At 59.5% G+C, this 22,386-nt stretch carries 16 protein-coding genes; 11 read left to right on the forward strand and 5 right to left on the reverse strand.

All coding sequences use genetic code 11. From position 1 onward, the window contains the following. Nucleotides 1–197: 197 nt before the first annotated feature. Both QTI51_RS26635 and QTI51_RS26640 read left to right on the forward strand, forming a co-directional pair. Nucleotides 198–362 (forward strand): hypothetical protein, encoded by a 165-nt coding sequence (locus tag QTI51_RS26635; protein ID WP_286516729.1) that lies wholly within the window; start codon nucleotides 198–200, stop codon nucleotides 360–362. Nucleotides 363–374: 12 nt separating this feature from the next. Further along, the gene (locus QTI51_RS26640; RefSeq protein WP_286516731.1) at nucleotides 375–1,844 is read left to right on the forward strand and encodes a hypothetical protein; all 1,470 of its coding nucleotides are present in this window, start codon (nucleotides 375–377) and stop codon (nucleotides 1,842–1,844) included. Nucleotides 1,845–1,931: 87 nt separating this feature from the next. On the opposite strand, the gene tnpB is transcribed toward QTI51_RS26640, so the two are convergent. From tnpB to mblB, 4 genes are all read right to left on the reverse strand, one after another. Beyond that, nucleotides 1,932–2,129 (reverse strand): IS66 family insertion sequence element accessory protein TnpB, encoded by a 198-nt coding sequence (gene tnpB / locus QTI51_RS38975; protein WP_353506553.1) that lies wholly within the window; start codon nucleotides 2,127–2,129, stop codon nucleotides 1,932–1,934. A gap of 203 nt (nucleotides 2,130–2,332) precedes the next feature. Continuing rightward, complete coding sequence (locus QTI51_RS26650; RefSeq protein ID WP_286516735.1) at nucleotides 2,333–3,142, reverse strand: hypothetical protein; 810 nt, start codon at nucleotides 3,140–3,142, stop codon at nucleotides 2,333–2,335. 186 nt (nucleotides 3,143–3,328) lie between these two features. Then, a complete protein-coding gene (gene cap2-3 / locus QTI51_RS26655) occupies nucleotides 3,329–5,578 on the reverse strand; it encodes an anti-phage 6A-MBL system cap2_3 protein (protein WP_286516736.1) in 2,250 nt (749 codons plus the stop codon). Next, nucleotides 5,575–6,771 (reverse strand): anti-phage 6A-MBL system MBL-fold protein, encoded by a 1,197-nt coding sequence (gene mblB, locus QTI51_RS26660; protein ID WP_286516738.1) that lies wholly within the window; start codon nucleotides 6,769–6,771, stop codon nucleotides 5,575–5,577. The genes cap2-3 and mblB overlap by 4 nt, the downstream gene beginning before the upstream one ends. Nucleotides 6,772–6,995: 224 nt before the next feature. On the opposite strand from mblB, the gene QTI51_RS26665 reads away from it, so the two are divergent. The 7 genes from QTI51_RS26665 (at nucleotide 6,996) to QTI51_RS26695 (ending at nucleotide 18,714) form a co-directional block, all read left to right on the forward strand. Then, the gene (locus QTI51_RS26665) at nucleotides 6,996–7,898 is read left to right on the forward strand and encodes a WYL domain-containing transcriptional regulator (protein WP_286516740.1); all 903 of its coding nucleotides are present in this window, start codon (nucleotides 6,996–6,998) and stop codon (nucleotides 7,896–7,898) included. A 714-nt stretch (nucleotides 7,899–8,612) separates the two neighbouring features. Beyond that, complete coding sequence (locus QTI51_RS26670) at nucleotides 8,613–14,519, forward strand: hypothetical protein (protein WP_286516741.1); 5,907 nt, start codon at nucleotides 8,613–8,615, stop codon at nucleotides 14,517–14,519. Between the two features lie 121 nt (nucleotides 14,520–14,640). Further along, entirely contained in the window at nucleotides 14,641–15,813 is a 1,173-nt protein-coding gene (locus tag QTI51_RS26675) for a hypothetical protein (protein WP_286516743.1), read from the forward strand. A 277-nt stretch (nucleotides 15,814–16,090) separates the two neighbouring features. Then, nucleotides 16,091–16,627, forward strand: coding sequence for an ankyrin repeat domain-containing protein (locus tag QTI51_RS26680; RefSeq protein WP_286516745.1), 537 nt, complete (start codon nucleotides 16,091–16,093; stop codon nucleotides 16,625–16,627). A 161-nt stretch (nucleotides 16,628–16,788) separates the two neighbouring features. After that, nucleotides 16,789–17,082: a hypothetical protein gene (locus QTI51_RS26685; protein WP_132970630.1), complete on the forward strand. Its 294-nt coding sequence runs from the start codon at nucleotides 16,789–16,791 to the stop codon at nucleotides 17,080–17,082. A 196-nt stretch (nucleotides 17,083–17,278) separates the two neighbouring features. Then, nucleotides 17,279–17,701, forward strand: a complete 423-nt coding sequence (locus tag QTI51_RS26690; protein WP_286516748.1) for a hypothetical protein — start codon at nucleotides 17,279–17,281, stop codon at nucleotides 17,699–17,701. 488 nt (nucleotides 17,702–18,189) lie between these two features. Further along, nucleotides 18,190–18,714 carry a hypothetical protein gene (locus tag QTI51_RS26695; RefSeq protein ID WP_286516749.1) on the forward strand — a complete coding sequence of 175 codons (525 nt, stop codon included), beginning with the start codon at nucleotides 18,190–18,192 and terminating at the stop codon, nucleotides 18,712–18,714. 141 nt (nucleotides 18,715–18,855) lie between these two features. Here QTI51_RS26695 and QTI51_RS26700 read toward each other — a convergent pair whose 3' ends face one another. Beyond that, on the reverse strand, nucleotides 18,856–19,290 hold the full coding sequence (locus QTI51_RS26700) for a winged helix-turn-helix transcriptional regulator (protein ID WP_286516750.1): 435 nt from the start codon (nucleotides 19,288–19,290) through the stop codon (nucleotides 18,856–18,858). 102 nt (nucleotides 19,291–19,392) lie between these two features. Here QTI51_RS26700 and QTI51_RS26705 point away from each other — a divergent pair, with 102 nt between their 5' ends. Both QTI51_RS26705 and QTI51_RS26710 read left to right on the forward strand, forming a co-directional pair. Next, a complete protein-coding gene (locus QTI51_RS26705) occupies nucleotides 19,393–20,205 on the forward strand; it encodes an SDR family NAD(P)-dependent oxidoreductase (RefSeq protein WP_286516752.1) in 813 nt (270 codons plus the stop codon). A 393-nt stretch (nucleotides 20,206–20,598) separates the two neighbouring features. Beyond that, the gene (locus tag QTI51_RS26710; protein WP_286516753.1) at nucleotides 20,599–22,254 is read left to right on the forward strand and encodes a lactonase family protein; all 1,656 of its coding nucleotides are present in this window, start codon (nucleotides 20,599–20,601) and stop codon (nucleotides 22,252–22,254) included. Nucleotides 22,255–22,386 lie beyond the last annotated feature (132 nt).

Below are 22,386 nucleotides of genomic sequence, written 5' to 3' on the forward strand. Positions count from 1 at the left end.
AACGTAAGACATTGATTTTATTGGACCTTTTCTCTTCCAAGGCTAGCGAAGCAAGGTGCGTCGGAGGTTGCTTTGGGCTGCAAACGTAGATTTTCGCTAGTGGCGACTACCTTCGCGTCTTCTTTCCGGGCCATGGCATTGCCCCATCGAGCTCCTTCAACAGTTCGCCGTCAGTTTGCGAATCTCGGCGGAAGGTGTTGGGACGCTACGACATCTTCGCCACCTCGCGGGCAAACAACGCGCCCATGCACCGCACGCTCGCTAAGCTCGCGTTCGAAAGCCGCGGAGGCGAGTGGCCGTCGGGCTTCACCCCGGCGAAGTTGTGGCTGTTCGTAAGAGCAGCCGACAAGATCGGCGCCTGACTTGGAGAACGAGTGGCTATTCGAAACATCACCCTTGCCGACGAGCAGTTCAAGACGGCCTTTGTCGACGGCAAATTTGTCATCGACTGCATCGAGATCAAGCTCACGCAGAACGGCGCGGATGCACCGGCGACATATTCCTCGCCGGGTTACCTCCTGACAGGCCCTGAGATCGGCGCCGAGTGCCGCTTGGTTTGCCTGCGAAAGGAAGGCGAGACGTTGGACATCTTCGGGAGCCTGAAGCGCGTCGCAGATCTGCGCTCGGGCAGGATCATCCCGGACACCTACTATTACATGCTCGAGGCCTGCGACGTGGCGGGCAACACGTGGACGCACCCGGCCGCGTCCATCGTGTTTCAGGAGCACGCGGATTCCATCACCCTAAACGTCTCGTGCGACTACCTGCGCTGCTCGCTGCCTGGTCCGAGCGGCCAGACGTGGACGGACATGGTCGTCTTGGAAGAGCTCGAGTTCCCCATGAACGTCGTGAACGAGAAGCGGCTGTTCGTGCGCGGCAAGGAATCGTCCATGATGTTCGAAACTGCGTCGGCAGGAACTGCCGACACGCTTTCCATCATCTACGACGCGCGGAAAGGCTCGCCTGCCGAGCCGAGGTTTTCAGAGCTCTACGCGGCCGGAGACGCGACCGCTCCGAAAGCCTTTGAAGAGCGATTGCTCGAGGCAGTGCGCTTCGCCACCGCGACGATGTTCTGGCCGGTAATAACCGAGACCGTGCAAGACGGCGCGCGGACCTTGGAGCTTTCGAAGGCTCGCCCCGCCCCGGGCGGAAAAATGATCAACCCCCCCCTCAACCCGCGAGGGAGCGACCGCGACTTCTATGCCCTCGTGAGTTCCTACTACAAGCACGCGTGCGCGACCGCCACGGGCAACGACGTCTCGCCGATCTCAGCCAAACTGGGCGGCCTCTACACGCTCAAAAGCGTTTGGATCGACACGGTGGCTCTGGTCGTCTCCGTGGCCATCGAGTCTCTGGTGAAGGGCGAGAAGTTCAAGGATCTCGGCTCCGTCGATCCTGAGCTCAAGAGGCAAATGGAGATCATGAAGGCAGCCATCGATGAATCGACGGCTGACAAGAGCTTCCGGGGCCGCGGGCTGGGATTGATCGGCCGCATGGGCGAGGTCGGCATCAAAGAGAAACTGACGGCTCTCGCGAACTGCGGCGCCCTCGCGTCGACCGATCCGGAGACGTGGAGGAAGCTGCGAAACTCAGCCGCCCACGGCAGCCTGCGCATCGACCCTGCGAAGATGCAGGAGATGCTGGACAACGTGTTCAAGTCCGTGACGATGGTCTACAAGCTGGTCTTCATGGAAATCGGCTATGCCGGGAAGTACACAGACTTCTCGCAGCACGGCTGGCCACGCGAGAGCTTCAACGCCGAAGCTTGCTGGAACGCCACCAAACCAACGCCAGCGGCAGCTTCTCAGGAGACCCCTTCGCCAAGCCCCGACGGGCAAGGCTAGGGAGAAGTCGAAGATCGCGACTAGGACGCTGCATGCGCGTCACCAGTGAGCGTCCCGCCGGTCCACGTTGCGCTGGGCGAATCGATTTCAGGTTGGCAGCCAGCGATGCCGGCGCGCACACAGCCAGATCCCGATGCCATCGTGCACCAGCACCTTCATGCGGTTGGCGCGTCGATTGGCGAAGAGGTAGGCGTGGTGCGGCTTGGTCGACCCGAAGGCCTGGACAACGCGCTGTTGATTGCCACTGAAAATTGAACCTTTAAGGCAATAAGGGGATGCGGACAAAAACTTGGACTACCAAGAGGTAGTTCATGTATTCATAGCCGACGGGCAACATCGACATCAAGAAGATCGGCGCTTCTGCCAAGCAGGTTATCGCATTACGGGTGACACCACGGAGCGGGCCCGCAAATCGGTTGGGTCTTCGTCTTTGTGGCCCCGGACCACCACCCCCACGAATGACAAAAGGACTGACTGCTCGCTCGAAATCAGGGCGACTTCTTAGCAGGTGTGTCCTCGCTCTTCGCTGCCATTTTTCGTGCCGAGGTGTTCCTCGCCCGCGTCTTGGGCTCCTTCAGGAAGTACTCGCAGCTCAGGATCAGTTGGCGCCCGTAGGCTCTTGAGGCATCCCAGACGGCCGACCGACGCACCGCCAGTAGCATGTAGATCGCATGCGCCGCTGCCACAACTAACACCACAAGTGTCTTGTTCCTCATGGGGGCTTCAATGTTCCAGCCCATGCGCCAAAGAATGAAGGCACTGAGTGCAACGATGATCAAGTTGAGGCTCAGTGCCAGCCATTTGACACCATACAAATTGCGGCGAAAACCATATGTGACGTTCTCACCAAATAAGATCGGAAACGCTTTCGCATCTCGAGTACTTTCTCTCAGCCAGTTGCCGCACTGCCAATAGAAGGCATCCGAGGCCGCTGGATCGACGAGCTCGTCTCCAGGGCTTGGCGGGGCCATGTTCAGCTTGGTAGCGAGGAACGTGCGATATCGATCTTTCGAACCCGCATCGATGGTGTCATCAATGCGACGAAACATCGTGATCGATGGCTTTCCACCGTGCTCCGAAAACAGTCTTTCCTCGATGGCACGACCACGCGCGCGCGCGAAGTCCGCGATAGCATAAAGCAGGACTAGAACCCCGAGCGACGCAACGATGTTTGAAAGTCCGAAGGACTTCCAGGAAATCAGAAGAGCTAACGCTGCGAGCGCTGGCGCTGCTGCCACGATCGCAGGAAACAGCCTAGCGCGAATTGAATAGGCATCGAAAAACTTGAGAATTTCCATCACAGACCCTCAACCTAATTTTTGAACATCTCTGGGGAAATCGGCTTCGTATTTGAATGGCCGCCAACTTGGGGGTGTGAGATCCATCCCGCGCAATCCGCAGAGCCCTCGCCTCCCGCAAGGAAATCAATCTCTTACTTCATTGCAGTTCCTCTCGACTGTCAGATGATGGCCGATAACAGGGCGCTACCAGCGGTCGACCGCGCAGATAAATCCCTGGGGCGTCCACACCAATGAGACTGCAGGGAAGCCACGGGCGTCTGTTGCGATCTTCTTGAGCGTGTCCTTGTCTATTCCTGAATGAGATCCGCCCATGGGATGGCTGTGCCAAGTGCCCACGAACATGAGGTGCCCCAAGCTAGTAGCATGCGCTTCGACCAGGGTTTGATTGAGCCCTTCCGTGCCAAGCAGAAAGGTGGCTTCAGAACGAACGCTGTCTATAGGTGCGGGCACCAAGCCGGCAATGGTGATAGTGCGCGCCTCGAAAGACACGTGTCCGAGCAAAGCGCCTCCCGTCTCGCAGTTCCCCCAATAACGTGCGTCCTCGTCGATGGCCTGCTCCACATGCGCCAGCACGCGAACCTGCCAACCGCCGTCCTCTTGCACATCAATGACAAGCGTCTTGCCGACGTCGATCACTTGCCAGGCACTGCCGATGTTCGAAGTGTCACCCAAACCGACGCAGAGCTGACCATTCGTTGGCTTGCCGTCGGAGATCCACTTCTGCACCTGCATGGCGACCATAGCCGCTGACCGTGAGATAAGTGCATCGGACATCGACGTTGTCAGCGATCTACAGTTGTCGCCAACGAAGATCCTCTGAAGTTCTGACGAGTTGCCAATCATCGCCCCGCGCAAACCTGGGTTCCAGCGACACATCTCGAAGACGAGGACGGTGATGTCGTCCACCCGAGACTCTCGGCCTTGGGCTTCCAGCACCAGTACGGCACAACGCCCTTGTCCGAAGAGCGCTGCGCGAGCGAGCCGAACTGGACTTTCGCTCATCGCGCCGGAGCACGCTGACGCGACAAGCACCTGCAGCGACGCCGTGGTGTCTATAACCAGAATCGCGTCGGGAGGCACGACCTCAGCAAATGTTTCGCTTGACGTGAGGAGCTGAATGGCGTCAAGGTTAAACGCCTTCGCATCTAGATGAGAAAGGCCGTTGAGCGCGTTCTTCACCTTCTCGGCCTTGTGCAGAGCCAGAGAAGATGTCTCCATCATGGCGTGCCGCGCAAGGTTGTGCGGTGACATCACTTCATTGTCGACAAGAATCTGTTGCCCGATGCCGGCTCGCGCCAAGTGCATGCTTACCTTGGAGCCAAGGCTTCCGCAGCCGATGAGAACCACTTTGGCCTGAGTAGTCGACTGGGGCAGACCTGATGTCCGCGCGAGTAAAGCGGGCGAGACAACGTGCGAATGAAATGCCGGATGAACGTTGCAATGATGCTCTAGCGGCGCGTTTGGGTCGATGTCGTACCTGAGAACATAAGGGAGGACCTCCACGTCGCGTCCATCCGACCCGACTAGCGGTGCCGGGCGCTTAACAACAAGGACTACCAACGCGTACAAGCCCTTCGTCCACTGTGTGTAGTCCTGAAGCCCCAAGACTTGAGCACGGTAAAAGTCGGCCAGCGTTGTCTGAAAGGTGCCCGCGTCTATACCTAGCGCGCTTGCAAGCTCGAGCAAAGAGGGCAGGTCAACAACCGTGTCCGGTTGGTACTTACCAAGAACCGGGAACTGACCACCCACTGCGGCCGCCCGAGCAACGAAAGCGGGGAGAATGCCGCCGCTGAATGGATTCTCCGGCGTGCCTCTCCGATCTTGTGTAAAGGTCGCGTCCGCCTGCGGAGTCAGGGCGGGCAACAGGCGGCAGTACACGCCGTCACCGACCGCCAAATAGCGTGCGCTGATCGTCATCACCTTGCCGTCAGCAGGCGTGACAGCAATCAGGCGCTCGGCGCTAAACTCTGCAGTCGACGGGCACCTGTCGCGCCGCGTGGGCTCCCAACCTTGACTCAGGTCGATGAGCGTGCCGCTAGCAGCCTTGCCCAGCCAGTCAATGAGTTGATCAACAACTGCGTCTAGCCCACGATCATGGAGCAACTCGTCTAGTGACCCCTCATAGATGCAGGGCGGAACCATTCCGCCTGCGCTATGCGGATTGATGTGGGGCAGGTCCCTTGGAAAATCGCGCCGCAAGAGCGGCCTTGGTGCCCGGAGAGGCCAGTTCCTGAACACAAGCGCGCAAGTCTCCATAGCCTTGACGCCCGTAGCGGAGATTCCTGCAGTCTGTGCCCGGCTGGGCAACTCGACAGGGATATCGATCTCAACCCGCCAGCGGCCGCTCCCGTCGTTGTCGAACTCAGGCGTGCCGACTCGTGTGATTCCACGATGCCGGCAGAGCTGTTCAATGGCGCAGGCAGCGGTGGTCATGCCGAGCCGTGAGGACGAGGAGTGAACGTGGCAGAGGTGAACGCCGCCACCTTAGAGCCGGCTTCGCGGAGTTGGTCCAGAGCTATGCCTTGCGCTGTAACGGTGAACACCATGGGCTCTACTTCACCCTCCTTTGGGTACTCGCCAGTACAGTAGAAATTGCCTTTGACATCGTTCACGATCGATATGTATTCACGCTTGGCACGGATGCACGGCGGGTCACTGTCGTCGTCTTTGATGGGCTTGCAGCTGGCCACTACGACGGCACCGCTTCGGGTCTGGGACAGGGCTTCGCGCGCGTCAACGTCGAGCTTCGCGTCATCGCCTTTGTCCGACCAACTGTCATAGGAAAGCGAGTGCCAGGAGCAGTGGTGCGGCGCCTGCATCAGGTCGTACTCGAGGACAGAGGGGTCACTCTTATGGCGATCCCACTGGCGATTCCAGATGAAGACCTCCGCATCTCCACCGGTGAGGAACTTTGCGCCGTCGGGCGTGTTGTCGTCGGCCGCCAGGGTGAAATTGATGATCACACTGGACTGATTCTTCACCAAGCATTCTTCTATCTCTTCGTCGTCGCTAGCATCAATGGGCGCCAGCAAGTAGGCCCTGAACATTTTTGATGTGCGACCGGCGATCGTGTTGAATGCTTGGTCCACCGGACGAACGATGGGCATCAAGTCGTCGGTCTTTCCATTGATGTCCTTGCCCATGATCTGGATGCGGTCACCGTCTGATACCGCGAAATAGTGGTCCTTGTTGAGCTTGACGCGTCGGCGCGCCTCCTTGCTGAAGGCCTTGGCGTCATCGCACAGCGTGTGGTTCTTGTCGGCGCGGCGAAAGACGATCGGCGAAGACCAAAGCTCGCGGATAACGATCTTCTTGTCTTTGTCCGCCTTGTCGTCGTCCGGATAGTTCGCCAACGGTCCCAGGTGGAAGTGTCGAGTCAAGCCGAGGCAATGGTCTCGGTCCGGGTGGCTCAGCAGAAATGCGTCAACGTACGGACGTCCGCTTGTGTCCCTCTTCAGTTGAGCGCGCAGGTCTTTGGCCACATCGCGAACCTTGCTATTCGGGTCGTCGGCATCAAGACGGATGTTCACGTCGATAAGGATGGTGCTGGCGTCGGCATCGCCGAGACGGATCAGCGTCATGTCGCCATTGTCAACAGGGAAAAACGTAACAGTGGTGCTCGGCATACGTACTCCTATAAACGCCGCGAAGTGGCATCAGTATAGAAATCATACGACTACTTTTCATTCCCGTCTACAAACTAGACGCTTGCAAAGTTGAAACTAAGTGTTTCATAACGCTGCGGTGTTAGATGCTTACTGTTCTAAATCTCAATATTCCGGTCGTTGTGCATATGTAAAGTCAACTACGCGTCGAAAAAGTATGCCCATAAAATTACTATACTGCCTTCATGACCAGTGCATCACCCCTTCCACTTGAAACTGAGGACTTAGGCCGCGCACCTCGATGGAGCCAGGATCGCCGCCTTCGATTCATAGATTTCAGGTTGCAATGGCAAGGGCGCCTCAACCGCACAGATCTCACCAGTTTTTTTGGGATCTCAGTACCGCAGGCATCGGCTGACATTTCTAAGTACGCCGAGCAAGCGCCCAAGAACATCCACTACGACCGCAGCTCACGTACGTACGTGAGAGGACCGTCTTTTCAAATGTTGTTCGACAGCTCCGGCTCCGAGCAGTATTTGGCACAGTTGCTGGCCATTGACCGGGGTATCTTGGACCCCGCGCAAGCATTGATTGGCAGCCGCCCACCGACCGAGTCGGTCCTTGTTCCAAACCGGACTGTCGATCGCAGCATCCTCTCTTCGCTCCTTCACGCCATTGAAGCCTCGCAAACAGTACGCGTGTGCTATCAGTCGATTGCCCGCGATGAGCCGCGCTGGCGAGACATCAGTCCTCACGCGATGTGTACGGATGGTCTGCGCTGGCACACCAGGGCCTACTGCCACCTGCGCGATGGATTCCGTGACTTGGTGCTGGGACGGATCCTGGCTCTGGAAGATCCTCGGCCATCCAACATCGATGTCGCCCTAGACCACGAGTGGCACAACCTCGTACAGATCATCCTTGCGCCCAACCCAGATCTCTCCCAGGCGCAGCGTGAGGGAGTAGAGATTGACTACGGGATGAGGGATGGAGCCGTGACCGTGGAGTGTCGAGAGGCCATGCTTTTCTACACGCTTCGTACGCTCAACTTTGACCACCGCGGTGTACCACGAGAAGGCGAGCGGCAGTTGGTCATACGAAATCTAGATCAGCTATTGCCAGTTCTACCGCGGCCAGGTCAAGGATAGGCAGGCGGTCGTCGGCTGCGCCGGAACGCAAACGCCCTTGTTCGAGTACTTCGGCGTCCGAATGCGGCAGAGGTCAAAGATCACTCTTGGCCCAGCGACCGATTCATATGCGCGGGATGCGACCAATTGCGGCAACCTGGATGTTTTCGTTCAACAGTGCGCGGGACAACCACCTATGCGCACAAACGCGGCGCGGGTGTACGAAGTTGCCGGGCTGGCGCCACGTGGATGAGCAGCGTTGCACGAGCCAGGAGAATATGGGTCTGGAATTGCGGAGGTGCACTTACTGGTCCGTGCAGACGAAACAAGAATGCTTTTAGCGAGCACCTGTGGTCGCCATGCTATTCAGCGCGACTATGCGGCGTGCTCGCTTGTATGATCTTTGCACAACGGACGGAGGAGCAGGTGGTTGCAGAAGTTCATACGGGCCCGCAGGATATGCGCCCCGCAACAATCAATAGCGCATGGGCCTTACTAGATGCGGAGGAGCGAGCGAACTATTGGGAGTTCGCGGCCTCAGACGCACAGAACTACAAAGCGCCCAAGGGGCCCAGACGGTATGACGAGATCTTTGATGGACTCTCTGCCGCAATCCACAACCTCAGTAGCCGCGCTCCGCTCAGGAAGAGCTTCATCGTTGGCCTCCCACGGGCCACAAAGCGACTATCAGCAGATGAACTGCAACGTGGTTTGCTGAGACTAAGAGAGAGGCTATTGATCGAACCGAACGCGCATCACTTTCTGACGAACGCGTTTTGCCGCTGGGTCCAGCTCTCTCGTCGTGATGTCCTGGTCTCCAGCTTGGAAGCCCTTGAATGCGGGCACGACGAAGTGGGTAACTTGGTAGGCGCAATACCAGAGCATGATGATGAAAGCGCCCAACAGGCCATCATGCCGCTTGCGCATAATTTGGATGCTAGTGACCTGGCACTAGTTTGCTATGCCTTGGTCATGAATGCCCCGGCATGGCGTCCTCTTCTGAGCTGCGTGGCACCGCTGCAGGAAATCATCGCTTGCCAGCTCGAGAAGTCCGAGCCACCCATCCTGCAGGAAGACCGCGGTGCAGTCACGCGCACGCCTCCTGACGAAGATCCGTCAAGGGATCTTTCGCAGCCGTTGAATGAAGTAACTGACGAAGCAGCCGTTGGAGGGCCGAACGAAAACCAGCCCTCGCTGAGCTTCGGTCCCGAGAATTTCCAGGCACTGGAAAAAGAATTTCGAGACTTGCAGCGGGGTTTGGAGGAGGCGGTCTTTGCGATGACCCAAGAGCGCTTGCCTGAGTTCGATCCACTTTCGCGGCGGTGGGTTAGCCTTCATGCAAGGTTCAGCACTTTCCGCGTTTGCCTCGAGGCAGACACCGACAGCTTGCATGAACTGCGTGACCTCTTCCTGAAGAAGCAGGAGACGTTGTCGCTTAATCCGATACTCGAGCGACTGCTAAGAGTCGCCCACAAGTCCGATCCCGGCTACATAGCGCACCACCCGGTAATCGCGGATGCCGAGCGCGCTCTTGCGCTGCTGAAAAGCGGGCAGACCGAGCAGCTGCAGCACTTGATGCCGGGCTTAATGTCCGTTGATGCTTTGGTACGTTGTGGCGGAGAACTTGAGGAAGCCGAGGCCGCAGCTCATGACGATTTGGTTCGCGCAGCTTATGGGAGTCTGCTTGCCATCGCACTGCAGCGTGGCCGGATCATATTTGCGGTCCTGCCGCCCCCCCCTCCGGCACCCGTACAGGATGCCCGCTCAGCCACCGACGTCGCCGCGGACGATCCACTCCATTCGGTCACGAACGCGCCAGCGCTGCCGGTGGAAGCGCAACCGAGCCCGGAAGAGACGGTGGTCGATCCAGTGGGACCGTTGACGTCATTGTTCTCCGCGCCAGACGGCGCGACAGCCTTACAGGGGGGGCATCCTGCAGAGCCGGACTGTAGTAGTTCGGTGTCCATTCCAGACTCGCAGGAACCATCCCGTGGATATAAGACGGCCATGGAGAAAACTGGCGCTGTCGAAAGCGCGAGGCCACCTTCCCCGACGGCCGAAACACCTCGGCTAACGCCCTCCGAAGGCACAGCCGCCGAGATCGAGGATGCTTTGCCCTATGCGGCCACGTTCTCGGACTTCAAGAAGGCAGCCTGGGTCGACCCTCACGGTCGCGTGAGAACCGCGCCATGGGTAGAGCCGCAGTTCTACAACCGTATTGCTGAAACTGCCTTGCAAGCCTGGCGAGGCGGCGAACTGGCGAAAGCCTATCTCTGCGCGAAGGTCAGCGGTCCGGCGTCGCAATTGAACGTCGAAGATCTCGCGGCCGCCGATCGCTTGCTCGATCGGCCCGTCGAAATAGCCAGCTTGCGGGATCCACTGCGCGCTGCTCGCCTGCGCATGGCGCTTCAGGGGCAGGCGCAGTCGATACCGACCCTGGCTGTGGCGGTGACCCTGGAGGCGCTCGCGCCGACGGGGCCTGTGACATGGAGCTCAGAAGAGGCTCAGCAATTGTGCGAAAGGGCCGGCTTTCGGTCGCCTGCCCTTGTCAGCGTCCTCGCCTTCTCTCTCACCGCATGGTCGTCCGCCGGGGATCCACTTTCACTGGTGCGGGCTTTTGCAGAAGCGACACCTATAAATCCCACGCAGTTGGCGCAGCAATGCCGCGATGCACAGGTCGATCTCCAGCGAGTTGTGGCGACGCAATGGAATGCAGCCGGTGGGCGCATCACGCAGAACAGCAGCAAAAAGGTCTGGACGCACTTCGTTCGGGACCATGTTGCACCGTTACGCGATACCCTGGCGCCGATCAAATCGGAAAGGGACTCTTCACCGCTCGCAGCAGACAACGCCAGATCGAAGGTCGAAGCGCTGGGCAAAGCCTTTGCGGCGATGATGAAAGACGGCGGGGTGCGAAAGCGCGACCTAAGCGCGGCGCAGTCCGGCGCCTACCAGATCGTTGCGGCGATCGAGCGGGTGGTCGATGCAAAGTCGCGGCTGCGATCGGTTACCGCCAAGAAGATTTCGCGGACGAACCTGCCGCATGTTGAAATCGAGCAACTACTGGCCGATCTGCCGTCCGATCCCATAGAGGGTTTGTGCGCGCTTATGCTCCGCACCGCCTGGACACAAAAGACGGCGACCAACCCCTTGCGCTTGCCGATGGCGCAGCTGAACTCTGATCCGGAAATAATCCGCGCCATCTCTGCAGCCAATCTCGCTAGCGCCGCGAAAACGGCAGGCATCTCGGTATCGGACATGGAACATCCTGGGCTCGCGGCTGCGCTGATTTCAGCTCAGGCCGACCCAGACCCGCACGAGATCGATGTCGCGACGGTATTCGACCAGGTCAGGGAGTACGGAATTGAGCAGGATCGCTCAGACATCCTCGCCGCTCTCGTGCCTTCTGGCAGTCTCTTGCCCGGGGAAGTCGAACTGCTCGCCAAACGGGCACTTGCGCTTGGTGATAAGGCCTTCGAGAGCACGCGACAGCTAGAGAGCATCTGGGCCGCCTGTGACGTCCTTAGTGCGCCCAGGGCACAGGAATACCGGCATTTTGTGGACAGCGCCTATGAAGCGTGCTCGTTTGCGGCTGGCGACGCGCCAATCGCCGAAACGCTACTGCTGCAGGCGTGGCTGGACAGAGGGCTTCGAGAGGCAAGCCAAGTGCTGGATCAGATTGTCCGGGTTCGAACGGAAGAGGCGCAGCGCAACTCACTTGGTATCGGCGCGCAATTCGAGAAGCTGATTTCTGTGCACGACTATCGTGGAGCCATGGAGCTTGCCTATCCGAATGAGACTGCGGGCGATGGCGAACAATCCCCTGTACGACGCACAATGTGGCGCCCGGAAGCTGTGCGCAAATTCCCGAATCCGCGCGCCGCACTGGTTAAAGAACGCAAGGGTTCTACTACGTTCCTTAGTTCCTTGGTGTCATGGTGGGTCTCGCCAGGCGAGAACGACTTGCTCTATCGCGATACCCTGCGTCGCAGCCTGTACAACGTCATTAGCGGCGAAGGCGGCCATGCCCAGGAAGTCAACAAGCGCAGGTTCGGGGGCAGGCTTGCTGAGCTCCGGCAGCACAAAGAGCGCAAGACCATCATCAACTGCGCGGTGTTGCGCGAGTGGTTTCAGCTGACCAAGCTAAATCCGACGTTTCTCCCGCAGCTAGCCGATTTCGACGAGATCGTGCTTGCCTCAATGCCAAGTTCGGCGCAGGCCGGAAATGCGGTAGATCTCTACGTCCGAGCCGCACATGCGGAAGGGTCGCGGGTCTTGAGTGTTTTTCTGGAGCCCAGCATATCGCCAGGCCGGCGCGACGAGATCGCCTCGGGTCTCCGCAAACGGCAGGTGCCTGCGGTGATCTTAGATGACCTCGATATCTGTCGACTGTGTCTCACCGACGGTCATGCGAATACGCACGACTTCGTTCCATTTCTCGAGGTCGTATTCGAACAGCTCGACCTTACGTTGATTTCCCCATTCTCCAGCTTGGATGGGCAGCATGTGCGACTTGAGAGCTTTGTGGGCCGCCAGCAAGACGCCGAGGATATAGCTCATCGCTGGGAATACTCACGGCTGTTTTCTGGTCGGAAGCTAGGCAAGAGCGCGCTCTTGCGCTTCGTGGCAAGACACTACGAAGGGGTGCGCCTGCCGTCCAACAAGAGCCTGCACGTACTGTTTATCAGCATTGCCGGAGGCGCTTCGCCCGAATGGGTAGTCGACACCATCATCGACGCGATGACCAAGCGTTTTGAGCTGTGGCCCGAGGCGGAGGCCAACTCTCTCAAGGACGCGGTCGATCGCTTTGCCGCTTACATGAAGCGCTTCGCCGCGGAGCGAAAAGATAAGAATGTCCTCATCATTCTTGATGAAGCAGATGCGTTCGTGGAGGAACAACTGCGTAGATACGAGCGCGAACGTGACCGGTCACTGAGCTTCAACATGATGAAGCGCATGCCAGAGTCTGAAGATGAGGGCATGCCACGCGTACGCTTCCTGTTTGCCGGCTACAGGATAACCAACACCCGCGGCGGTGTTTGGGCCAATGCGGGGGACGTGCTGGTGCTCAAACCCCTAGCAGAAGCTGACGCCACCCTGTTTTTGCAGGGCATGCTGGCCAGGATCGGTGTCGACATCGGCAACCATGCGACCTTCGCCGCAAGGCGATGTGGCTATCAACCAGCGGTGCTGATCCGTTTCGGCGACGCGCTGCTAAAACGGATACAGCGAAATTCCAGATCGCCTTCGCGGGAACGCCTGCTTGTCTCGCATGAGGACGTTCTCGCCACGATGTCCGATCCGGCCGTCATGGAGGAGATCAGGACTGTAGTCAACAACAACTTCCAGGGCAACCGTGTCGCCGCAGCCGTCTTCGCGGCCACGCTCCTGGCGCTCAAGGACCTGGAGCCGGGCATGGCGCTCGACGACGGCCCCAAGCACGTGCTGTCGAAATTGCGCTCGATCGATCCGGATAGCGAATGGTTGACCAGTCGCGGATCCGACCCCCTCGCCCAAGTCGAGCGGCAATTGCAAGAGTTCGTGGATCGCGAGCTGTTGACTGTCTCCGATGGTCCTAGATTCGGCATCCGCGAATATAGGCTGAAGTTCCAGAACTTTGCGCCGGTTCTAGGGCAGCAGGATTTGGTGCAAGAAATCCGGCAGCATGTGCAGTTTCTACGCAGCGAGGAAGCACCCACCCGGCTCATCGAAAGCGTTCTCTCCGACACCTCTTTGGATGCGATCAGGTATGTCTTCCGAGCCGACAGCACGGAGGAGTGTGCCTTGGCCATCGCGGCAGGGCACTGGATGGACGCACTTGTGGACGACAAAGCCGGTATCGCCGATCGACTGGGCTACAGCACCAAGGCTGTCGCCTATGCGCGTGATCCCAACGCCTTACATGAAAAACTGCCACGCTACCGCATCTACCGCGGCGTTAGCGCGGCCATGCTACCGACATTCATCGAAGCACGGTGTGAAAAACCCTTGCTGCTGATTGGGGGCGTGGACCTGTTACGCGATGCGCTGATGCGCCAGCTCGAAGGCTCCGACACGGCACTTGACGTACGTGCTTTCGCGCCCTTGTCGCGCGCCACATTGTCCTGGTGGTTTGAGAATGTCCAGGCCTATGTCTTCAAGCGACCTGAATTTGTTGACCAGATTTTTGACGCGACGTTGGGCATCCCGCTGTTGGTGGGAGAGTTTGCGCATTGCCTCCCGAAGCTGCCGGCTGAAGATGTGACCGCGCATGATCTCGAGGTCGCGCTAAGCGCATTCCGGGGAAAGATGCAACACATAGCGCAGTTGCTCACAACTGGGCCCGAGGCCGTGCGCCTTACTGGCCGGGAATTGGAACTACTGCGCATGATTCGCACAGTAGTCATGGAAGTGCAACCGAGCTTTGACCTGCAGGACGAACTGCGCGTGGCATGGGAGCTTTGTCCGGCTACCGGCTTGCAGGCTCCCTTCACCGATGAGCGCGATCGCATCAGCCTTCAATTGCTGATGAGCATCGGGCTGCTGCCCGCGCAGGAAGGTTCGTCCGTCGGGAACGTCACGGAGCTCGGCAGGGTATCCATTGACAGGAACTCAGCCCTGTTCGATCTGCTGGCAGCACTGGGGCCTATCGGTGCGGTGTGAGGTTTCGACTGCTGGGCACACGGCCAATTGGGAGTTCCGTGGATCGGCAGGCCTCGAAGCTTGGGCCAGGGCGAGGCCTTGGCTGAACGGCGGAGGTTTGTGCGTACTGCGCTTGAGGAGCATGGGCGCGGGCGATATGTTGCACGGCCCGATCAGCGGCTTAGTCAGAGCGGCCCACGGCGACGAACGCAGACTATCGATTCAGCGGGTCGATTGTGGCGATGACCATGGCTCGCCGATGCAGGCCTTGCTCGCGTCGATAGAGCTGAGTCCTGACCTGAATCCATTCGAAGCGAAAGATCTGCTGAGCGTTCGCTTCCTGGACCGGCCCACGGTGTTTGTTTTGTCGGAAAGCTCGGCAGTCGCTACCCGCGCATGGACCGAATTGGCCATGCTGGTCGACCACTTCAGCAAACGCATACCTGGGGTTCCCCTGTGTGTGATCGCGCTGGATGGTCGCAATGCGCTACAGCACGATCCATCGTTTGATTTCACTGCTGGACGCTGCACAGAACTACTGCTTGCCGGCGCCTTGGGTCGCGATGAAGCGTCGGTGTGGCGCGCCTATCTGCACCATCGCTGCTGCTGGGAGACCGGCGGCGATCCCCTACTGGCTCAGGAATGGGGCGACGCTCTAGGCCGATGCGCGCTCGGCGACGACGCGGCAGTCGAAAACGCCCTGAATCATTGTGTGCAGGAAGTGGCGCACGCGGTGGGCCTGCGAGAGCAGCTTGCAACGATCCGACAGGCGTTGGACAGGCATTCGCGAGACCGTGAGCGGGCACGACAGGAGCTCAACGAGCAAGGAGTCTTATGGCGTCCTCCTGGCATTCAACGGCAGGAGCTGACGCCATGGGCTTCACGCGCAACGTTGGCTCAGCCTGACCTTCCCCGAGAACTCGTGGCTCGCCTGCGGCACAATCTGGTCTGCATGCCGCTGGCCTCGGAAATCCTGGCTCACTGCATGAATGCAGAAGCGAGAATTCGCATGCAGCTGGAGGGCACGCAGGTACACAAGGCCGACGACAAGGCCGTCAAAGCGTTCGACCGATTTCGCCGAGGCGAGAGCCCTTCTATCGTCTATCCAACAGGTCATCCCTGTCCGCCTACGCAGGCCGAGGATGTGTGGCACTTTGCAGGCTTGGGCGAAACCATGCTTGCCTGCCATCGAAACAGCATCAGCGAATCGTTATGGGAAACGGTTCAACTACGCAATGCAATGGCCCACGGACACTATGTCGCGTGGGCTCACATCAAGAGCGCACTGCGACAAGCGCGCCGCTTCGACGTATAGGCCTTCAGCCGCCCCCCACCGAGCCAAGTGGGTTACTTCGGGATGGAAATAAACATTGGCGCTGTTCTTAAAGCCACGCCAGACCTTGCGGCTTCCCGGGAACTGCCGCAAGACATCGCACCGGAACAAGAGCGCGATTTTAACGATGACGGATTTCCGTAAGCGGCTGGCCATCCCATCTTGATCGAAAGCAAACGCACGCGGCTAGACTTCCGCTATCGGCCAGAACCGGCCCTTCGCCGTGCCGTCACAATGCGGCCGGGACCGGCCATAAGCGTTGGACAACAAACTGCGGCATCAATGCCAGATTGGATTTACTTTGAGTGAGCCCCTTCCCATCTACAACGCTGCGGTCTACGGAGACTTCGCTCTGGTGACACGTCTGCTTGACGAGGACCAGGCTCTCGTGAACGCAGCCGACGAGTGGGGCTTCACGCCACTGCACGGCGTAGCCGGCGAAGATCAACCCGAAATGGCGAAGTACCTGCTCGCCAAGGGCGCAAACGTCAACGCACGGAACGATGCCGGGATAACTCCACTTCACCTTGCAGCCTATCCATCAGTAGCAAAACTCTTAGTTGAGGCGGGGGCGTCGCTCGAAGCCAGAGAGGGCGGCCAGGGAACGCCGTTGCACGTTCTCAGTGAGAGCGACGACAGGCTCGACGTGATAGAGGCGTTGCTTGAGCTGGGCGCAGATGTGAATGCGAGAGACGGTAGCGGCCGAACTGCGCTCGATACTGCAGAGGACAGAGAAGATCCTGAAATGATTGCCCTTCTAACTCGTTACGGCGGTTTGCGCGGCGTCCAACCTTGAAGCTGCGATTCCGTATTTGAACGGCCATTTTGAGCAGCCTGAAAGACCGCGTCGGGCCCGTTCACGACGGCGGCTTGACCGGCTAAAGTCGGCCAGAACCAGCCGTTCGGGGCCGACGCAGAATTCGCCCGCAACCGGACGCTCAATAGACAAGGATGTTGATGGAGACCAGGAAATCGGTGCTTGACGTGAGCGGCGCCACATCACCGCTATATGTGCGACAGGCTGTGGCGCGCTTTCTCGGCCTGTCTCTTGACCGCGAGCTTACGTGGGAGTTCCTGCGTGAGAGCTTGTTGGCTGGTCCAGAACCTTCGCTTCCGTTGACGGTCACGGTCATCGGCCTTCCTCGTTTGGCCACGCTCTATAGCGATGAGGGCTCCGAACTTTCGGCGTGGCTACGTGGACTCGAAGAGCGGCATCCCGGCATCAGCATCCAGGTCAGCCTTCACGACTGAAGGCGCGGCCGGCAGAATCCGGCCAAAAGCCGACGTTTGCGTGTGAAGACCAATTCGCCCGACAGCAGACATTTGCGGCGTCAACACAACACGCCCCAGTTCGCTTGACGTTGCGAGCACGAAGCGCGTGCACACCAACCGCTACTGCATGAACAATCGGCTATCAACAGAAATCCTAGATTCGAAGGGTTCAGTCATGCCAACCATCCGCTTTTCAGCAACAGCGTCAGTATTCGATTTTCGCCAGTCTGACGAGGGCGACCTTGTTGAGGACCGAGGCATCCTGCAGACGCTGCATGGGCTCACCTATTCGGAAGAGTCCTTTTCCGACTACCTTCTCGATGGCATCGAGACCCAAGAACTTGCAGACCTCGGCGTCTCTGGTGGAGAGCTGAAGTTTGAGTTCGACCCGCAGGCTGGTGGCCTGGTGGCCCACACCGAATACTCAATTCCGCGTTTCCTGACTCACTCGGAGGTTGAAGCCTTGCAGAGGTACACCGCCGGCCAGTGGAGCGATGGCATCGGTTCAAATTTCTTCCAGGAGCGGATGGCAGATGGTCTCGCACCACAGGTTTTGATTGCCAACGAGCAAGCGATTCGCAGCGAGCAATTTGGATAGCAGACAGTCGATTACCAAGTCGACAATCGGCCAGAACCGGCCATGCGCCGTGCCGGCACGATGCGAAAGCGGACATCCATGAACTACCCAAGACGACGCCCCAAAACGGAAAGAGAACTCAGGCAAGAAGAGTTGCTTACACGGCTTAAGCAGCAGGGAGGACCGCTGCCAGGCGTCTGCCTTACGCAGGACGCTCCCCTTGACGAGCAGGTTGCCATTAGAGAACTGACGCTTGACGCCGAGGGCAGGGTCGTGGCGTCTCAGAGTTCGCCCTCTCTCCAAAGACTGGGCTGAGTAGAACCAGTACTTCCGACGCGCTCAAGCAAGAGCTTGAACGCCTGTTAGCGGCGACGAGCGACGAAGGTATTGCGTGCGGCGAGAACGGTCGGCGAGCCAGCCGAGAGGAACTCGAAGAATGGCTGTTGCTCATCGGTCTGCCCGTGTTCAGCCACCGTCGAAAGCGGTGACCCAAGGCAATGCGATCTAAGTTGGACGGCACCGGTCAGCTTGAGGCCGAGGCGAACCGTATTCCGGCCCCGCGCATTCCGGCAGAATTCGGCCAGAACCAGTCATTCGAGCCCTGCATGATGTCGAACTACAGCCACTTATGGGACGGCGCCGAGCCAGGCTGGGTACTTTTGCTGGTCCATCGCCAGACATCGACCATCGCGGTGCTATTTGATGAGCCCGGAGCGACTCCTCTAGAAATTCAGGCACTACGCCGCGTGGTGCCCGAATTCACTGCACTGCCTGCACAGCAAGCTGTCGTGCAGCTCCGCGGGCGCCAGCGCATCGACCTCGGGGAAATGGAGTCGCGGGAAGCCCGAAAGCTGATTGAGAGGCTTCGGGACTGCGGCCTACGTGTGGAAGAGCAGGCTCTGGACCGCAGTGGTTACCTGCCGTTCAACGAAGTTTCGAAGATGGCGCTGCTCATTGAAGATGAGGTTGAAGGTAGAGCAGTGGCAGCCGAGGCGTTGAGGCAAGGAATCCCGGTTCGACAGGTCGAGAGCTAACTCACTTCAGCAGGTTGGGCTACTCAAACGACCGGGACGAATGACTGCTCTGGAGCAAGCCCGATTTCCGCTTTGGGCCCATTGCGGAAGTACGCGGTTCTCGAAAGCGGACGTCCGATCAACCTCCGTCTCGACCCCCCTTCAGCTACTGGCCCGCCCACCGTCATACTCGGTCTGCGCCTTTTCCATCTCGACGGCATGCGTTAGCGCCCAGTCGTAGAGTGCTACAAAAGGTCGTTGAAGCGACTTGCCGAGCGGCGTGATCGTGTATTCGACGCCCACCGGCGAGGTGGGCAAGACCTCCCTACGCACCAAGCCATTGCGCTCCAGTCGCTTCAGTGCATCTGCGAGCGCCTTGTGCGTGATGCCATCGAGTCTCCGCATGATTTCATTGAATCGCAGCGGTCCCGAGCAAAGGGCGGTCAGGATGAGGACCGTCCATTTGTTGGCGATCTGCTCCAGGATCGGCCGCGTCTTCTGCGTGTCGATCAGTGTCCTGCTGTCCTGGGCCCTTCTGGACTGGCTCGACGTTCGGACTTCGACGGTCAACACTTCGACCGGGCGCGATTTACTCATGGTTATCTAGGCTAGTGAAAGTGCGTTATTGACCATAGATATACAGCATATATCATGAAGATCTGACCAGCCACGACGGCGCAAAGCCGCCGAAATATCACCATGAACAGCGCAAAAAATCAAAGGCCCGCGAGCAAGGGGACCGCCGTTGTCACCGGCGCATCTGCGGGAATCGGCAAGGTCTACGCCGACCGCCTCGCCCAGCAGGGATATGACCTTCACCTTGTCGCCCGACGTCGGGATAGGCTCAACGCACTTGCAGAGACACTTTCCGCACAGTACGGTGTTGTGGTGCGGACCACCACGGCGGACCTGACCGACCCGGAGCACGTTCTTGCTCTCGCACAGGTGCTTGCTTCGGACGTGACGCTGACAATGCTCGTCAACAATGCCGGCGCGTCCGTCTGGGGGCCCATCGCCGAGGCCGACCCGAGGAAGGCCAGCGCCATCATTGCTTTGAATGTGACGGCTCTTACCCAACTCACAATTGCGGCCCTCTCCGCCTTCAAATCGAGCAACCGCGGGACGATCGTCAACATCGGCTCGATTGCTGCCTTCGGTATCTATCCGGGTGTCGGGATCTACAGCGGCACCAAGGCCTACGTCCTCAACTTCACAAGGACGTTACAGGCAGAGCTAAGAGGCACCAACGTCGTTGTCCAATTTGTTGCACCCGGTCAGACGATGTCCGAAGCCAGGGAACTTGCGGGTGGCTCACAGGGCGATGCAGCGATGGTTATGACGACTGAAGACTGCGTAGACGCGTCACTGCAGGGTCTGCGTGATGGAGAGGCGATCACCGCACCCTCTGTGGAGGGCGGTGTGCTCGTCGCGAACTTCAACGATGCCGGACAGGCTCTTTTCGTCTCTGCGTTGACGGGCAAGCCCGCTTCACGCTACGCAGTCGCGTACTAGAACCGTTCTTCCGTAGTCGAAAACTGGCGAATTCTAGGAACAGATGGATGTCGGCTCATGGCCGACTGAAGCCGCTCGGCAGTGCAGCACTTCCTAAGCTGGCACCACGGCAGAGATGCCGTCAGTAGCAGCTCGCTCTAGGAACTCAAAGAATCCCGACGAAACGCACACCTCATCAGCCCCGAGCGTTCATTTCGTTGCCATGTTCGACGGTCTGCATCTGGCTATCAGACGTCGGCGGAGCCGAGAAGGTAAACCTTCGAGCCTACGGGAAGACTGTCCTTCGCGACTGCACGAGGCAGGCCCCTCCGACCGGCGGGAGTGCAAATGGAACGGCGCGCCGCTAATATCTCCCCCGCCCATTTGTTGCTGGAGGTAAGAAAAATGCCCACGATGCCGTTCGTTGCCCATCTTCGCCTTGCTGTGTTCGCCCTCGTGCCGCTCGCGCTCGCTTCGTGCGGCGGCGGTGGAGGTGGCGGTGGCTTCTCCCTCTTGCCCTTGCCTCCCGGCGGTAACAATCCGCCCCCCGCGGCCGACGCGAAGTACACGGTAGGCGGTAGCGTCAGCGGCCTGCTCGGCAGCGGGCTCGTGCTGACACTGGCCGGCTCGACCGACGTGGCCGTGGCCGCCGACGGCGCCTTCGTCTTCAGCGAGAAACTCGCCAAGGGCACGAGCTACGCGGTCAGCGTCAAGCAGCAGCCTTCGACGCCTTTGCAGACCTGCACGGTGAACAACCCGTCCAGCACCATCGGCGATGCCGACATCTCCAACGTGGCAGTGGTTTGCGCCACCACGACCCAGAAAGTGAGCGTTGCCGTCACGGGCCTCGATGCAGCCGGCGGGCTGGTGCTGCAGAACAACGCGGGCGACGATCTCGCCGTGAGCGCCGACGGCACCTTCGACTTCGCTACGCCGGTGGCCATCGGTGCCGACTACGGCGTGACGGTGAAGACGCAACCCACCGCGTTGCAGGTGTGCATTGCGAAGCAGGCCTTCGGCACGGTGACCACGGCGCCCGTTGCCGCGGTGACTATCGCCTGCACGACGCCCGGTGCCGATCGATTCGCCTTCACCGCCGACGAGGGGACGGGAACTGTGTCGATGTACACCGTTGGCTCCGACGGTAGTCTCTCGAGTGTCGGCCGCTTCTCCGTGGGCGGGACGCCGCAGCATGTGACCACGCACCCTTCGAAGCCGTATATCTACGCCAGCAACATTTCGGGCGCCACCAGGGGCGTCATCCAGTACACCATCGACACCACCACCGTTCCCACGGGCACGCTGACACAGCAGCGCGCCATCACCACCGGTGTCGGAACCAACCCGTACTTCGTCGGTATCGCGCCCAACGGCCAGCATGCCTACGTGATCGGGGACGGGATGCTGCACAGCTTGGACGTCGATGCCAACACCGGCGACCTCACCGGCGGCACGGCCGTCGCCGGTGGCACCAGCCGCAAGATCGGCTTGGATCCCCAAGGCCGCTTCGCGTTCGTGGTGGTCAACGGCACGTCGTTGGCTACGTTCCGCCTGGACCCGGCCACAGGCGAGCCGATCTCTCCGCCCGCGTCTGTCGTGCTGCCCTCCAACAGCGGACTCACCGACATTGCCATCGAGCCCACGGGCCGCTTCGCTTATGCCAACGTCGGCAACAACCCCGGCACGTTGCTCGCCTACTCGATCGACGCGACCTCTGGCGCGCTAACCCAGATCGGCTCGGTCCCCGCTGGTAACACGCCCTTTGGCATGGCGATCGATCCGAGCGGCCGCTTCCTGTACGCGGCGAACAGAAACTCCAACGATGTCTCGGCGTACAGCATCGACCCACGAACCGGCGCGCTCACGCCGGTGCCAGGCCAGCCTTTCGCGGCGGGCAACGTGCCCAACTCCGTGACCTTGGACCGCACGGGCCGCTTTGCCTATACGGCCAACCAGGCCAGTAACACGATTACCCTCTTCACGATCGACAGGACGACCGGCTCGCTTGGGACGGGAGTCAGCCTCCCGTCCACGGGCGGCGGGCCGCAGTTCCTCGCGCTCACCAAATAGAGGGCGCCCGCAGCCTGTACCGGGAAAGGATCGCGCTTGACGGTTAGACCCCTCCAGGCGACTTCCCCTCGCCGTGCTCTCTCGTCCAAGGCTGGTCAGTTCCGGACTTAAATGCTGATGCTGTCGAGATTC

This window comes from Variovorax sp. J22G73, assembly GCF_030317035.1.
Lineage (GTDB): Bacteria > Pseudomonadota > Gammaproteobacteria > Burkholderiales > Burkholderiaceae_C > Variovorax.

Bases quoted from the DNA above. Each gene is read 5' to 3' on its own strand.
- QTI51_RS26710 (WP_286516753.1), top strand. From the start codon at position 20,599: ATGCCGTTCGTTGCCCATCTTCGCCTTGCTGTGTTCGCCCTCGTGCCG.
- QTI51_RS26700 (WP_286516750.1), bottom strand. From the start codon at position 19,290: ATGAGTAAATCGCGCCCGGTCGAAGTGTTGACCGTCGAAGTCCGAACG.
- QTI51_RS26650 (WP_286516735.1), bottom strand. From the start codon at position 3,142: ATGGAAATTCTCAAGTTTTTCGATGCCTATTCAATTCGCGCTAGGCTG.
- QTI51_RS26705 (WP_286516752.1), top strand. From the start codon at position 19,393: ATGAACAGCGCAAAAAATCAAAGGCCCGCGAGCAAGGGGACCGCCGTT.
- QTI51_RS26690 (WP_286516748.1), top strand. From the start codon at position 17,279: ATGCCAACCATCCGCTTTTCAGCAACAGCGTCAGTATTCGATTTTCGC.
- mblB (WP_286516738.1), bottom strand. From the start codon at position 6,771: ATGCCGAGCACCACTGTTACGTTTTTCCCTGTTGACAATGGCGACATG.
- QTI51_RS26675 (WP_286516743.1), top strand. From the start codon at position 14,641: ATGGGCGCGGGCGATATGTTGCACGGCCCGATCAGCGGCTTAGTCAGA.
- QTI51_RS26665 (WP_286516740.1), top strand. From the start codon at position 6,996: ATGACCAGTGCATCACCCCTTCCACTTGAAACTGAGGACTTAGGCCGC.
- QTI51_RS26685 (WP_132970630.1), top strand. From the start codon at position 16,789: ATGGAGACCAGGAAATCGGTGCTTGACGTGAGCGGCGCCACATCACCG.
- cap2-3 (WP_286516736.1), bottom strand. From the start codon at position 5,578: ATGACCACCGCTGCCTGCGCCATTGAACAGCTCTGCCGGCATCGTGGA.